This is a genomic window from Flavobacterium sp. AK-301, assembly GCF_058310215.1.
The window spans coordinates 316,062-329,259 of the sequence record NZ_JBZEES010000001.1 but is presented as its reverse complement, the minus strand read 5'-3'; the positions used below and the strand labels follow the sequence as shown (position 1 = coordinate 329,259).

The window sequence follows — 13,198 nt, the reverse complement described above, 5'->3', positions numbered from 1 at the left end:
TTTTACATTATGATTTTAAAGCAATTATTGTTTTTGCTCCGATCACTTTCTGATTTAATGTTACATCTATTTCTGTACCTAAAGGCAGAAACAGATCTACTCTTGACCCAAATTTAATAAAACCTGCATCCGCTCCCTGCATTACGACCATACCTTCCTGAGCATAGTTCACGATTCTTCTGGCAAGAGCGCCTGCAACCTGACGATATAAGACATCACCAAAAACGGGATTGTTGATCACTACAGTTGTTCTCTCATTTTCTTCACTGGCTTTTGGATGCCATGCAACCAGATATTTACCGGGATGGTATTTACTGAATTTTACTATACCGCTTAAAGCATAGCGTGTTACATGGACATTGACCGGAGACATAAAAATAGAGATCTGAAGTCTGTTTTCCTTAAAGTATTCTCCTTCATAAACTTCTTCAATTACTACCACTTTTCCGTCAACAGGGGCAATAATGGAGTTATTGTCAATATTAGTATGTCTTTTAGGATTTCTGAAAAACTGTAATACTAGGATCAGAAAAAGTAATGTAAGTATCTGGATACCTTTCTTCAGCCAGAAAAGTTCAATATATACATCTGAAAGTAAAATAATAGCTACTGCTATTGTCAAAGTAATTAGGATAATTTTGGCTCCTTCTTTATGAAACATAATTTAAAATTTGATAAAACAAAAACAAAAATGGTGATACAAATATAATACTATCTAATCGATCTAAGATACCTCCGTGTCCGGGCATGATCTTTCCGCTGTCTTTTACATTGGCGGTTCGTTTAAATTTTGACTCAATCAAATCTCCGATAGTACCGAAAATACCTGTTATTATTGCGGTGATAATCCAGATGTATACAGACTGATTAAGATAATCAGCAATAAAAGTACTGAATAATAAAGCAATAAAGATACCTCCTAAAAAACCTTCAATAGTTTTTTTAGGAGATATTTTTTCTAAAAGTTTTCTTTTTCCTATTGATTTACCTACGATATAGGCAAAGGTATCATTTGTCCATATCAGAATAAAGACACCAATGATAATTTTTGGATGGTAAACTGTCGCCGCAAAAGGTATTTTAGTTAGAATGATAACCGGCAGGATAATATAACCTAATAAGTAAACATATTTTGAAAGAAGATCGGATTGTAATTTCTGATCTTTAAAAAGAGCAAAAATTAATCTTATGGATACAAATAGAGTTGCTGTGGTTAGTAACAGATCTGTTATTTTATAAAAGGTGCTGAAATACCCGAAAAGAATATATCCTAAAATTGCAATAAGTATAGGAGTAGTTTTTTTTAACTGGATCAGTTCACAAAATTCATATACAGAAATAATCAGAAAAACTCCAAATAATAACAGAAAAGTATCTTTTGAATATAATGTAGCGGAGAGTAATAAGAGTATATATATAAGACCCGAAAAGGCTCTTGTAATAGTTTCACGCATGTTATAAATTTTCTAAAAGCAGTAAATAAAGGTTTTTAGCAGAACTTCCGTATTGTAAGAAGTCTTCATCTTTGGCTTTTTCAAAATATTTTATTGTAGTAATATTAGTAGGGTATTCTTTCCTGTATTTTGTCTGTATCTGTCTTAATCCGTCACTTTTGTTTCTTACGATTTGGCTTGTTTTTGCAAAAATAATGATATTATCAGGTAACTCATTTGGTTTATTCTGTTTGATCTGTTTAGAAGAAAAAAGGACAGAGCCTTCATCAGCAATGAGATTTTCACAGGATGCGAAAAGAAATTTAGGATTGGAAGAATCTTTATAACTCAATTTGTTTTCTTCCAGAAAATCGAAAAGAATAGGCTCTAAACACATAGCTTCACATTCAAACCAGTCATTTTCTTCCAGTATATTTAAAAACTGTTCTCTTAATTCATCAAGGTTTTCGCAATATAAAAACTTTCCACCATTTTTTTTAAAGTTTACCGGGAAGAGCTCATCAATTGGGACAAGAACTTCCGGCAAAAAAGGATTATAATCCTTATTGTCTTTATCCTCATTTGAGGAATCATTACCACCGCCAAAAATTTTCCTGAAGAGATTCATAGTTCTATAAAATCCTTGTTTATCAAATTACAAACACTCAAAGATAAAAAAATCTTAGTTCAATACGACTATTGAGCTAAGATTTTTCTGAAAAACACTAATAAAAGCCTTTTAAAGGGCTGTTTCTTCTTGTAAATTCTTATCAAATGTTCTTTTACCAAAAATATTTTCTAAATCATCTTTGAAAATAACCTCTTTTTCAATCAGAATATTAGCAAGCTCATTCAGTTTATCTTCATTTTCCTGTAATATTTTGATCGCCCTTTCATACTGGCTTTCAATTAATGCAGATATTTCTTGATCTATTACTTTGGCTGTTTCTTCAGAGTAAGGTTTTGAGAAACTGTATTCACTTTGTCCTGATGAATCATAATAGGTAACATTTCCCAGTTTTTCATTTAAACCGTAAATTGTAACCATAGCTCTGGCTTGTTTTGTAACCTTTTCAAGATCACTTAAAGCGCCTGTTGAGATTCTGTCAAATACTACTTTTTCTGCAGCTCTTCCACCCATTGTAGCACACATTTCGTCTAACATCTGTTCTGTTCGCACGATCTGTCTCTCTTCTGGCAGGTACCAGGCAGCACCTAAGCTCTGACCTCTTGGAACGATAGTTACTTTTACTAATGGAGCGGCATGTTCCAGCATCCAGCTTACGGTTGCGTGACCTGCTTCATGAATAGCAATTGCTCTTTTCTCCTCAGGAGTAATAATTTTATTTTTCTTTTCTAATCCGCCAATAATTCTATCAACAGCATCTAAGAAATCCTGTTTATCAACAGCGTCTTTTCCGTTTCTGGCAGCTATTAAAGCAGCTTCGTTACAAACGTTAGCAATATCAGCACCGGAGAAACCGGGGGTTTGTTTTGCTAAAAAGTCAGTATCTAAATTTTCTGATTTTTTAAGTGGTGCTAAATGCACATTAAAAATTTCTTCTCTTTCTCTGATGTCCGGAAGATCAACATAGATTTGTCTGTCAAAACGACCTGCACGAAGTAAAGCTTTATCTAAAACGTCTGCTCTGTTCGTTGCCGCAAGTACAATTACATTTGAGTTGGTGCCGAAACCATCCATTTCTGTCAGTAACTGGTTTAGTGTGTTTTCACGTTCATCATTTGAACCTGACATATTGCTTTTTCCTCTTGCTCTACCAACTGCATCAATCTCATCAATGAAGATAATAGCTGGTGCTTTTTCTTTTGCCTGTTTAAAAAGGTCTCTTACTCGGGAAGCGCCAACACCAACAAACATCTCAACAAAATCAGAACCTGATAAGGAGAAAAAAGGTACTTTTGCTTCACCGGCAACTGCTTTTGCCAGTAATGTTTTACCGGTACCGGGAGGTCCAACAAGTAAGGCGCCTTTTGGTATTTTTCCACCGAGATTGGTGTATTTTTCAGGTGTTTTCAGGAATTCTACGATTTCCTGTACTTCTTCTTTTGCACCTTCTAAACCGGCAACATCTTTAAAAGTGATTTTTATATCTGTTTTTTCATCAAATAGTTTTGCTTTTGATTTTCCGATATTGAATATCTGTCCGCCACCGCCACCTGCGCCACCGCCTGACATTCTTCTCATGATAAAGATCCAGATTCCTATAATAACGATTATTGGAAGGAAGTTAATAAAGATGTCTCCCCAGTTACTGGAAGATTTTACTTCATAGGAAGATAGTTTCCCTGCCTTTGTAGCTTCATCCAGTTTGTTTTGGAATAGTTCATCATTACCTATTTCCAGGTTATACTGAGGGCCTTTGTTCTCATTTCCTAAAAAATCTTTTTTAGGAACTTTTTCGTGTTCTTTATTTTTTAAAGCTTCAGCGGTTAAGAAAACATCTGCTGTACTTTTGTTATTAATAACAACTTTATCTACTTGTCCACTGTCAAGATATTGATAAAATTTAGATATAGTAAGTTTATTAGGTTCTTGCCATCTTGACCCTCCTGTAAAAACATTGATTAGTAAAAAAAGGGCAATAACACCACCATAAATCCACCATGGACTTATTTTAAGTTTATTCGGATTCGGATTTTTATCTTTAGCCATGAATTTGCTTTTTTAGTATTTGTTATCAATAGTAGTGATTTTAGCATCACCCCAAAGACTTTCAATATTATAATATTCTCTGATGTGTTTCTGGAAAACATGCACAACAATATTCACGTAGTCCATAAGAACCCATTCTCCATTATCGGTTCCCTCTACGTGCCAAGGTTTGTCTTTAAGTTCTTTTGAAACTATTTTCTGGATGGAGTTAACAATAGCATTAACCTGTGTGTTAGAATTACCATTGCATATTACAAAATAATCACATGCCGTGTTTTCTATAGTTCTTAAATCAAGAATATCTATATCATTCCCTTTTACTTCTTCAATACCTTTTATGATGCTTGTTAATAAATCATCATTCCCTATATTTTTTTTCGTCATCTATTATTTTATATATTTTCGCAAAGTTACCATTTTTTGTCTTTAATTTTGAAGCCAATTTACAAGATTAAAAGATAATATAATAATTGCTTCCATGAAATTAATCAAACTCGATGCCACAGATTCAACAAATGACTATTTAAAAGAGCTGGCAGCTAGTCAGATCGTTGAAAATTTCACTATTGTGTCTGCAAAATATCAGATCAAAGGAAAAGGACAGATGGGGTCTGAATGGATTTCTGAACCAGGTAAAAATCTGACAATGAGTATTTTAATTAAAGATTTATTGCTAAATATAGAAGCAATCTATAGTCTTAATGTCGCAGTCGCTATTGGAGTAATGGAAGCATTGGAGTTTTATAAAATTCCAAAACTGAGTATAAAATGGCCTAACGACATTTTGGCAGATAGTAAAAAGATAGGGGGTATTTTAATTGAAAATAGTATTAAGAGCGATGGAGAGATCTTTTCTATTGTTGGAATTGGTGTCAATGTAAATCAGACTAATTTTGACAAACTGCCAAAAGCTTCTTCGCTAGCTGTCATTAAATCAACTGTTATTGATAAAGATGAACTGCTTTTAAAGATAGTAGACTGTGTCCGGTTTAATGTAGTTAAAGTTTTGAACGGGCATTCTGAAAAATTATGGGAGGTTTATAATGAAAAACTGTTCCGAAAAGGTGTTCCGATGCCTTTTCAGGATGGAAAGAAATGTCAGTTTATGGGAATCATTCAACAGGTTTTGAAATCAGGAAAGCTTGAGGTGCTCGTTGAAGATGGTAGTATAAGGACTTTTGGTATTAAAGAGATTCAGATGCTTTATTAGTCGATTATTCGATTATTTTATTTTTAGATAGTTCGATTGATGTGCTGTGTAAAGTTTTCAACTTTGTACGAACATTAAAAGGTCTCCTGATCTTTATAAAACACTACAATACAAATACTTATTACGTCAATCAGAGACTGAAAAATACTTTCTCAAAATCAGAGATTTTGCGAATCAGCAATCGAACTATCGAATAATCAGATTACAATAAATTTATCAAAATTGGTACGATTCAGAATAGTCTGGGTTATAAATCTGCCATTATAAAATATACTGTAAATAGTATGTGGAACAAAATGGTTTTGAGCTTGTTCTTTTGTTTCTAGTTTTTTGATTGTTAATTGAATTCCTTTTTCTTTTGCTATTTGGGTTAATTCAGTAGTACTGTAGTATTCTGTAAATGGACAGGCATTGGTGTAATAAACGGTTAGTCCTTCCGGATTATCACAGATTCCTTTTTTAGCAATTTCTTTAAATTTCGGAATAGGAGCATTTTCTTTATTGGGTCTGTACCATAATTCAAAATAAGGTTCAGCAGTGTCACAAAGTATAAAACCCTGTTTTTCAAAAAACTTCTTATCTGACATATAAGGCTGCTTTTTAGTTGAAGTGACCATAACTATTCCGTTTTTAGGTTTGGAATCCCTTACACATTCCTGTAGTAGTAGTTTCCCATATCCTTTGCCTTTAAACTGTCCTGAGACCCAAAAACAGTTAATCAGCATATAATTTGGAGCTTCAATGGGTATCCAGCAATTTTCAACAGGAACATATTCAATAAAAACCTTTCCTCTTACATCTCCTTTTTTAAATACATAACCGTCTTTGAATTGTTGCTTCAGCCATTGCTTTTTAGCCTCATAACCTGCACGACTATTTTTATCGGAAATAGCACAGCAGATGTTTTCGTTCAGCAAATTGTCTTCTGTTAATTGTATAATATCCATTATCATTATTTTTTAGTTTGATTCATAAATTAAGATTTTTATGTTTACAGTACTAAAAGTATTTATGTGTTTTCTAAGACGTATTAAACTGTTTTTTCTATTACTAAAAAGAGGTTATCCAAACCTTATTGAATAACCTCTTTTCTTATAATAAAATAAGTGTTTTTACAGTTTATTCATATTTGTTGCCAGTGTTTCAATAAATTTACTGATAGGACCTTTGATCATCATCGCCATCATTGCGTTAAACTCTCCTTCAAAATGAAGCTGTACTTCACTGTCATTTTCTGAAAGAGAAGTAATATCTCCGATTAGCGTAAAAGGAAGTTTATCGCTTGCAGCGCCAAGAACAATCTTAGACGAAGGGGTTTTGTCCTTCATTTTTAATTTGATTTCAGGCATACCTTTCAGAGCGAAAATAAAAGATTCATCACCTGTTACTTCAAATTTGGCAATGTTATCCGGCATTAATTTTTCAAAATTCTTAACATCGGATAATGCTTCAAATATATATTCAGCTGATTTTTCGACTTTTACTTTTGGACTTTCTAAATTCATTGTTATTAAGATTTGTTTTTATACTTCAACACTCCAGGTAGACGGGCTGAGGCTCCATTCCTGTAGTGTTTTTTGTTCCTCTTCGGTAATATATTGTTTACTTACTGCTTCTTCCAGAAGTGTTTTATAATTACCCAGAGTATGTAAACTGATATTTGCTTTTTTGAAATTTTCAGTAGCAATATCAAAACCATAAGTAAAAATGGCAACCATTCCTTTCACATTAGCACCTGCCTCTCTCAAAGCCTCTACAGCCTGTAAACTGCTGTTTCCTGTGCTAATTAAATCTTCAATAACTACCACAGTTTGTCCTTTCTGAAGAAAACCCTCGATCTGGTTCTGACGACCATGTTTTTTGGGTTCAGGGCGAACATAGACAAAGGGTAATCCCAAATATTCTGCTACCAGAATGCCAATTCCGATAGCTCCGGTTGCAACACCGGCAATTACATCCGGTTTACCAAATTCTTTTTCAATGTTTTTGGCAAACTCATCTCTTATATAGTTTCTAATCGGTGGAAATGAGAGAGTTACTCTGTTGTCACAATAAATAGGTGATCTCCATCCAGAAGCCCATGTAAAAGGATTTTTTGGATTTAATTTAATTGCGTTTATTTGTAAAAGCAATTCGGCAGTTTTTTTGGCTGTATCTATATTAAAAATCATATTACAAATGTATAAAGTTTTTGTGAACGACAAACCTCTTTTTCTAACAAATGAAATCTTTAAGGAGACAGATTTTCAATTATTCTTGTTAGATAGTATTGATATTAAGCAACTTATTGTTAAAATGTATCAAAATAAAATTGAAAAGGCTTGCTTGTACTATCCTGATGAAAAAGAAATTTTAAGAAAACTAAAATCGAAGATTCCTGTAAATAAAGCAGGAGGAGGATTAGTTTATAATAAAAAAGGGGAAGTTCTTTTTATTTTCAGAGGAGGAAAATGGGATTTACCAAAGGGAGGAATTGAAAAAGAAGAGACGATTGAAGAGACTGCTATTCGGGAAGTAGAGGAGGAGACAGGTGTAACCGGATTGAAGATTGTCAGAAAGCTTCAAAAAACATATCATGTTTTTCAGCGTAACGGAAAATATAAATTAAAGATCACGCATTGGTTTGAAATGACAACCGATTTTGAAGGAACGCCACAAGGTCAGGAAGAGGAAGGAATCGAGAAGGTGGAATGGAAAAATCCGACTGAGGTAAAAGAAGCACTGAAAAATTCCTATGAGAATATTAAACTGTTATTTGAAGAGGAGGAAAAGTGAAATAATTTGAAAATTGGTTGATTTGAAAATTTGAAAATTAGCGTGAAGGGTTTAAATAGGGTATGCACAGAAGAAATCAACCATCCATTAAAGCCCACCCCGTCCGCCTTGCGGACACCCCCTCCAGAGGAGGGGAAGTCGTATCGTCATTTTACATTTCGCAAAATTGTCAATTATCAACTGTTTATTTTACCTTTACGGCATGGAAAATAAACATCAGGTAACTACTATACTTTCGAACTTAGAGATACAGTCTCTGAATTTAATGCAGGAGACCGCTCAGTCTTCTATTTTGAGCGATACGAATATTCTTTTGCTATCACCAACCGGTTCAGGGAAAACCCTGGCATTTTTACTACCGGTATTCCAGATGTTACAGAAAGAAGTAAAAACGGTTCAGTGTCTGATTCTGGTGCCTTCAAGGGAACTAGCTTTGCAGATCGAGCAGGTCTGGAAAAAGATGGGTACCGGCTATAAAGTAAATGTTTGTTATGGCGGTCATTCAATAGAAACGGAAATGAATAATCTGAGTAATCCACCTGCGGTACTGATAGGAACACCGGGAAGAATTGCAGATCATATTGACAGAGGTTCTTTTAAAACAGATACTATTGAAACACTGATTCTGGACGAATTTGATAAATCGTTACAATTGGGATTTCATGAGCAGATGTCGTTTATTATTGGGCGTCTTCATAAATTAAATAAAAGAGTATTAGTTTCAGCAACATCTGATGTTGAGATACCAAAGTATACTCGTGTTATATCGCCTACGATTTTAGATTTTATTCCGGAAGAAGACGAGAAGGATGGATTATCAATGAAGATCGTTATATCAAAGGAAAAAGATAAGATCAACAGTCTGTTCAATCTCATTTGTTCTTTAAAATCAGAATCAGCTTTGATTTTCTGTAATCATCGTGATGCGGCAGAGCGTATTAGTGAACAATTGAATGAGAAAGGAATTTATTCCGGGTATTATCATGGCGGAATGGATCAGGATGATCGTGAGCGTGCTTTAATACAATTCAGGAACGGAAGTATCAGTTATCTGGTTACAACGGATCTGGCGGCACGTGGATTAGATATTCCGGAGATGAAACATGTTATCCATTATCATCTGCCGTCAAAAGAGGATGAGTTTACTCATAGAAATGGTAGAACAGCCAGAATGTCAGCTTCAGGAACTGCATATCTGATCTTTCATGAGGGTGAGAATCGTCCGGATTATATTGATTCGTCATTAGAGGTGCTTCATGTGCCTGTTTCGGTTCAGTTACCGAGACCTCCAAAATTCCAAACGATTTATATCAGTGGAGGAAAGAAGAATAAACTGAATAAGTTTGATATAGTCGGTTTCTTTTCACAGAAAGGAAAATTAGAAAAAGAAGATCTGGGACTGATTGAAGTAAAAGATTTTATTTCATTTGCAGCGATTAAATATTCAAAAGTGAAAGATTTCCTTCAGAATATTAAAGATGAAAAAATGAAAGGGAAAAAATATAAAATAGAAGTTGCCCGAAAAGTAATTAAGGAAGAGAAGGATAATTTGAAAATGAGATAATTTGAAGATTTGAAAATGTATGTAATCATAAATGATTACTGTAGAGATGCATAGCATGCATCTCAAACATATTTCCAAAAACATATTCTAAAATAATCAATATCCCGTAATAGTCACATTTTCAAATTGTAGTTATTACGGGGTGTTTTGTTTATAAAAATAAGTCAGATAGGTAATTGTGATTTAAATACATAGTAATTTTCAACTATCAACTATCAACTATCAACTATCAACTATTTTATAACTCTGACAACGTCCGGAACAAGGAATTGATAATCTCCATTATTTCGGATAACATCTCTTACAATACTGGAGCTGATATAAGAGGTGCTTGCAGCGGTAAGCAGGAAAACAGTTTCTATTTTTGATAATTTTCTATTGGTATGTGCAATTGCTTTTTCAAATTCGAAATCAGCAGGGTTTCTTAAACCTCTTAGTATAAATTGTGCTTTATACTTTTTACATAAGTCAATGGTTAACCCTTCATAGGTAATTACAGTTACTTTGGGTTCATCGATAAAAGCAGCTTCAATAAATTCTTTACGTTGTTCTAATGAAAACATATACTTTTTGTCTGCATTCACGCCAATTGCTACTATGATCTCATCAAACAAGGTCAGTCCTTTTTTTATAATATCATAATGTCCTAAAGTAATCGGGTCGAATGAACCGGGAAATATTGCTTTTCTCATTATTTAAGTTTTATTTTTTATACATTTTTAAAACATCACAAAGCAACAATAAATGAAGCAATATTTATATAGTAAAAAGTAAATTTTATGATTTATTTTAAAGCATTTTGTATTTCATTTTCAAATAACTCTGCCAGACTTATACCAGCGGCTTTTGCTTGTTGTGGCAGAATACTTTCGGTCGTCATTCCGGGAATGGTATTTACTTCCAGTAAATGTGGCAGGTTATCAACAATAATATATTCGCTGCGTGAAAAACCTTTCATTTTCAGAATCTCATACACTCGTTTTGCAATTTCGCCTACTTTGGTAGTCATTTCATCAGAAAGTCTGGCGGGAGTGATTTCCTGTGATTTTCCAAGATATTTTGCTTCGTAGTCAAAAAAGTCGTTTTCAGAAACAATTTCGGTAATTGGTAAAACGGTAACTTCTCCTTTATAATTAATTACACCTACGGAAACTTCGGTTCCTTCCAGAAAAGATTCAATAATAATCTCATCATCTTCTTTGTAAGCTTTTTCAATAGCGGGCAGTAATTCGGATTGCTCTTTTACTTTGGTGATCCCAAAGCTTGAACCTGCTTTATTTGGTTTTACAAAACAAGGTAATCCCAGTTTTTTTACGATTATTTCTGAATCAACAGGATCTCCCTGATTAAGATAATACGACTGTGCTACTTTTACTCCGTAAGGTTTCAGGACAGATAACAGATCACGTTTATTAAAGGTCAGAGCTGCCTGATAATAGTCGCATGAGGTCTGAGGAATACCTAACAATTCAAAGTAAGCCTGTAATAATCCGTCTTCACCTGGTGTACCGTGAATAGCATTGAAAACAACATCAAATTTTATTTTCTGATCTGCTATAACTGCTGAAAAATCATTCTTGTCGATAGGGTGTTCTTTTTCCTGATCGTCTACTAAAACCCATTTTTCTTTTAAAATATGGATGCGATAGGTATTATATTTTGATTTATCCAAATATTGGTATACTACGTTTCCACTGGTTAAAGAGATCTGATATTCACTGGAATATCCACCCATAATAATCGCTATATTTTTCATATTGAGAGGCATTAAATTATTGAAATTGATAAAACAAAAATATCATTATTTCATTGAATCTGAAAAACTTTAGTATTTTTATATCTTTGTGCCAAATTTAATCATATGAGTTTAGTAAAATTCCTTTCCAGTCGTGTTTTTTTAAAACAAATAATAATTGCTTTTGTAATTGTTTTTATTGCAATATTTTTATTGCTGAAATGGCTGAATGTTACCACAAATCACGGACATGAGATTACTGTTCCGGATTTAAAAAAATTATCAATAGCACAATCTGAAGAAGAGCTTAAAAAACTGGATCTGGATTATGTTGTATTAGATTCAGTTGATTTTATTCCTAATTTTCCGAAAGGAGCGGTAGTAGAACAGGATCCGATTGCGAAAGCAAAAGTAAAAGAAGGCAGAAAGATTTATCTTAAAGTAAACTCTTCGGGTTATGCGAAAGTAATATTGCCGGATCTGGTTCAGAAAACGTACAGGCAGGTTTTACCTACTTTGCGTGGTTTGGGTCTTGATGAAGGGAAAATCAGTTATGTACCAAATATAGCAAAGGATATGGTGCTGGAATTACGTTATAAAGGGAAGGTGTTAAAAGCCGGAGATGCGGTTTTAAAAACCTCAAAAATAGATTTAGTGTTAGGAGATGGAAATGTTGGATTCACAGATACAGATAGTATACAAATTATAGATGGAGAATAATATAACAGACGACAGCTTAGAATTAGACGAGGAATTATTCGAAAATTTCAGATTTGAAGTACCAAAAGGGCAGGCACCACTGCGAATAGATAAATATTTAATGAGTCTGATCCAGAATGCAACCCGAAATAAGATTCAGACGGCAGCAACATCAGGACATATTTTAGTAAATGATACTGCGGTAAAATCAAATTATAAAGTAAAGGCTTTTGATGTGGTTCGTGTTATGCTGACTCATCCGCCTTATGAGAATCATATTGAGCCGGAAAATATTCCTTTGGATATTGTTTATGAGGATGATGCTCTTTTAGTGATTAATAAACCGGCAGGGATGGTGGTACATCCGGGTCATGGAAATTATACAGGGACTTTAGTGCATGCATTAGCCTATCATTTTGATAATTTACCAATGAATAGTAGTGAGCGTCCCGGACTGGTACATCGTATTGATAAGGATACTTCCGGACTTCTGGTGATCGCTAAAACGGAGGCTGCAATGACACATTTAGCGAAACAGTTTGAAGCGAAAACGTCGGAAAGGGAATATATCGCTATTGTTTGGGGAAATGTTGAAGAGGAGGAAGGTACTGTGACAGGGAATATTGCACGTCATGTAAGGGATCGAATGCAGATGGCGGTATTTCTGGATGAAAACATAGGTAAACCTGCTGTAACACACTATAAAGTAGTCGAGAGGCTGGGCTATGTAACGGTTCTTTCTTGTAGATTGGAAACGGGTCGTACGCATCAGATTCGTGTGCATATGAAACACATTGGACATACTTTGTTTAATGATGAACGTTATGGGGGGCATCTGATACTGAAAGGAACTACTTTTACGAAGTATAAACAGTTTATTGAGAATTGTTTTAAAGTTTTACCGAGACAGGCATTGCATGCTAAAACACTGGGTTTTATTCATCCGGTTACAGGTGAAATGATGCGTTTTGATACTGAGTTACCACAAGATATGCAGGAATGTATAGAAAAGTGGAGAATATATTCTAAATCACATACTTTAGAGGAAGAAGAGTAACAATTATTGTAGATATACAAAAAGTAGAGATGTACTGTACATCTCTACTTT

Annotated in this window: 15 protein-coding genes; 5 read left to right on the top strand and 10 right to left on the bottom strand. The window is 34.0% G+C overall.

The features are described from left to right. Positions 1 to 7 precede the first annotated feature (7 nt). The 5 genes from AC4FQX_RS01525 to rsfS all read right to left on the bottom strand — a co-directional run bounded on the left by AC4FQX_RS01525 (position 8) and on the right by rsfS (position 4,491). Positions 8 to 661: a phosphatidylserine decarboxylase family protein gene (locus AC4FQX_RS01525; RefSeq protein ID WP_491165897.1), complete on the bottom strand. Its 654-nt coding sequence runs from the start codon at positions 659 to 661 to the stop codon at positions 8 to 10. Further along, a complete protein-coding gene (locus tag AC4FQX_RS01520) occupies positions 651 to 1,454 on the bottom strand; it encodes a phosphatidate cytidylyltransferase (RefSeq protein ID WP_491165896.1) in 804 nt (267 codons plus the stop codon). The genes AC4FQX_RS01525 and AC4FQX_RS01520 overlap by 11 nt, the downstream gene beginning before the upstream one ends. 1 nt (position 1,455) lies before the next feature. Continuing rightward, positions 1,456 to 2,061, bottom strand: coding sequence for an LUD domain-containing protein (locus AC4FQX_RS01515; protein ID WP_491165895.1), 606 nt, complete (start codon positions 2,059 to 2,061; stop codon positions 1,456 to 1,458). A 111-nt stretch (positions 2,062 to 2,172) separates the two neighbouring features. Beyond that, positions 2,173 to 4,107, bottom strand: coding sequence for an ATP-dependent zinc metalloprotease FtsH (gene ftsH, locus AC4FQX_RS01510; RefSeq protein ID WP_491165894.1), 1,935 nt, complete (start codon positions 4,105 to 4,107; stop codon positions 2,173 to 2,175). A gap of 12 nt (positions 4,108 to 4,119) precedes the next feature. Further along, on the bottom strand, positions 4,120 to 4,491 hold the full coding sequence (gene rsfS / locus AC4FQX_RS01505) for a ribosome silencing factor (RefSeq protein ID WP_491165893.1): 372 nt from the start codon (positions 4,489 to 4,491) through the stop codon (positions 4,120 to 4,122). A gap of 94 nt (positions 4,492 to 4,585) precedes the next feature. Between rsfS and AC4FQX_RS01500 the strand changes: the two genes are divergently transcribed. Continuing rightward, positions 4,586 to 5,317, top strand: a complete 732-nt coding sequence (locus tag AC4FQX_RS01500; protein ID WP_491165892.1) for a biotin--[acetyl-CoA-carboxylase] ligase — start codon at positions 4,586 to 4,588, stop codon at positions 5,315 to 5,317. A 197-nt stretch (positions 5,318 to 5,514) separates the two neighbouring features. Here the strand turns inward: AC4FQX_RS01500 and AC4FQX_RS01495 are convergent, their stop codons facing one another. The 3 genes from AC4FQX_RS01495 to pyrE form a co-directional block, all read right to left on the bottom strand. After that, the gene (locus tag AC4FQX_RS01495) at positions 5,515 to 6,264 is read right to left on the bottom strand and encodes a GNAT family N-acetyltransferase (RefSeq protein ID WP_491165891.1); all 750 of its coding nucleotides are present in this window, start codon (positions 6,262 to 6,264) and stop codon (positions 5,515 to 5,517) included. 165 nt (positions 6,265 to 6,429) lie between these two features. Further along, positions 6,430 to 6,822 carry an SRPBCC family protein gene (locus AC4FQX_RS01490; RefSeq protein WP_491165890.1) on the bottom strand — a complete coding sequence of 131 codons (393 nt, stop codon included), beginning with the start codon at positions 6,820 to 6,822 and terminating at the stop codon, positions 6,430 to 6,432. A gap of 18 nt (positions 6,823 to 6,840) precedes the next feature. Continuing rightward, on the bottom strand, positions 6,841 to 7,488 hold the full coding sequence (gene pyrE / locus AC4FQX_RS01485) for an orotate phosphoribosyltransferase (protein WP_491165889.1): 648 nt from the start codon (positions 7,486 to 7,488) through the stop codon (positions 6,841 to 6,843). A 7-nt stretch (positions 7,489 to 7,495) separates the two neighbouring features. On the opposite strand from pyrE, the gene AC4FQX_RS01480 reads away from it, so the two are divergent. Then, positions 7,496 to 8,092: an NUDIX hydrolase gene (locus AC4FQX_RS01480; protein WP_491165888.1), complete on the top strand. Its 597-nt coding sequence runs from the start codon at positions 7,496 to 7,498 to the stop codon at positions 8,090 to 8,092. 202 nt (positions 8,093 to 8,294) lie between these two features. Beyond that, positions 8,295 to 9,656, top strand: coding sequence for a DEAD/DEAH box helicase (locus AC4FQX_RS01475; RefSeq protein WP_491165887.1), 1,362 nt, complete (start codon positions 8,295 to 8,297; stop codon positions 9,654 to 9,656). A 233-nt stretch (positions 9,657 to 9,889) separates the two neighbouring features. Here the strand turns inward: AC4FQX_RS01475 and coaD are convergent, their stop codons facing one another. Both coaD and AC4FQX_RS01465 read right to left on the bottom strand, forming a co-directional pair. Continuing rightward, the gene (coaD, locus tag AC4FQX_RS01470; protein WP_491165886.1) at positions 9,890 to 10,348 is read right to left on the bottom strand and encodes a pantetheine-phosphate adenylyltransferase; all 459 of its coding nucleotides are present in this window, start codon (positions 10,346 to 10,348) and stop codon (positions 9,890 to 9,892) included. A 92-nt stretch (positions 10,349 to 10,440) separates the two neighbouring features. Continuing rightward, a complete protein-coding gene (locus tag AC4FQX_RS01465) occupies positions 10,441 to 11,412 on the bottom strand; it encodes a D-alanine--D-alanine ligase (RefSeq protein WP_491165885.1) in 972 nt (323 codons plus the stop codon). A gap of 105 nt (positions 11,413 to 11,517) precedes the next feature. On the opposite strand from AC4FQX_RS01465, the gene AC4FQX_RS01460 reads away from it, so the two are divergent. After that, on the top strand, positions 11,518 to 12,111 hold the full coding sequence (locus AC4FQX_RS01460; RefSeq protein ID WP_491165884.1) for a PASTA domain-containing protein: 594 nt from the start codon (positions 11,518 to 11,520) through the stop codon (positions 12,109 to 12,111). Then, entirely contained in the window at positions 12,101 to 13,147 is a 1,047-nt protein-coding gene (locus AC4FQX_RS01455; RefSeq protein ID WP_491165883.1) for an RluA family pseudouridine synthase, read from the top strand. The genes AC4FQX_RS01460 and AC4FQX_RS01455 overlap by 11 nt, the downstream gene beginning before the upstream one ends. The last annotated feature ends 51 nt before the right edge of the window (positions 13,148 to 13,198 follow it).

Excerpts from the sequence above, each read along its gene's own strand:
- AC4FQX_RS01525 (WP_491165897.1), bottom strand. The coding sequence starts at position 661 with ATGTTTCATAAAGAAGGAGCCAAAATTATCCTAATTACTTTGACAATA.
- AC4FQX_RS01520 (WP_491165896.1), bottom strand. The coding sequence starts at position 1,454 with ATGCGTGAAACTATTACAAGAGCCTTTTCGGGTCTTATATATATACTC.
- AC4FQX_RS01465 (WP_491165885.1), bottom strand. The coding sequence starts at position 11,412 with ATGAAAAATATAGCGATTATTATGGGTGGATATTCCAGTGAATATCAG.
- AC4FQX_RS01455 (WP_491165883.1), top strand. The coding sequence starts at position 12,101 with ATGGAGAATAATATAACAGACGACAGCTTAGAATTAGACGAGGAATTA.
- coaD (WP_491165886.1), bottom strand. The coding sequence starts at position 10,348 with ATGAGAAAAGCAATATTTCCCGGTTCATTCGACCCGATTACTTTAGGA.
- AC4FQX_RS01490 (WP_491165890.1), bottom strand. The coding sequence starts at position 6,822 with ATGAATTTAGAAAGTCCAAAAGTAAAAGTCGAAAAATCAGCTGAATAT.
- AC4FQX_RS01475 (WP_491165887.1), top strand. The coding sequence starts at position 8,295 with ATGGAAAATAAACATCAGGTAACTACTATACTTTCGAACTTAGAGATA.
- ftsH (WP_491165894.1), bottom strand. The coding sequence starts at position 4,107 with ATGGCTAAAGATAAAAATCCGAATCCGAATAAACTTAAAATAAGTCCA.
- AC4FQX_RS01515 (WP_491165895.1), bottom strand. The coding sequence starts at position 2,061 with ATGAATCTCTTCAGGAAAATTTTTGGCGGTGGTAATGATTCCTCAAAT.
- AC4FQX_RS01460 (WP_491165884.1), top strand. The coding sequence starts at position 11,518 with ATGAGTTTAGTAAAATTCCTTTCCAGTCGTGTTTTTTTAAAACAAATA.
- rsfS (WP_491165893.1), bottom strand. The coding sequence starts at position 4,491 with ATGACGAAAAAAAATATAGGGAATGATGATTTATTAACAAGCATCATA.
- AC4FQX_RS01500 (WP_491165892.1), top strand. The coding sequence starts at position 4,586 with ATGAAATTAATCAAACTCGATGCCACAGATTCAACAAATGACTATTTA.
- AC4FQX_RS01495 (WP_491165891.1), bottom strand. The coding sequence starts at position 6,264 with ATGGATATTATACAATTAACAGAAGACAATTTGCTGAACGAAAACATC.
- AC4FQX_RS01480 (WP_491165888.1), top strand. The coding sequence starts at position 7,496 with ATGTATAAAGTTTTTGTGAACGACAAACCTCTTTTTCTAACAAATGAA.
- pyrE (WP_491165889.1), bottom strand. The coding sequence starts at position 7,488 with ATGATTTTTAATATAGATACAGCCAAAAAAACTGCCGAATTGCTTTTA.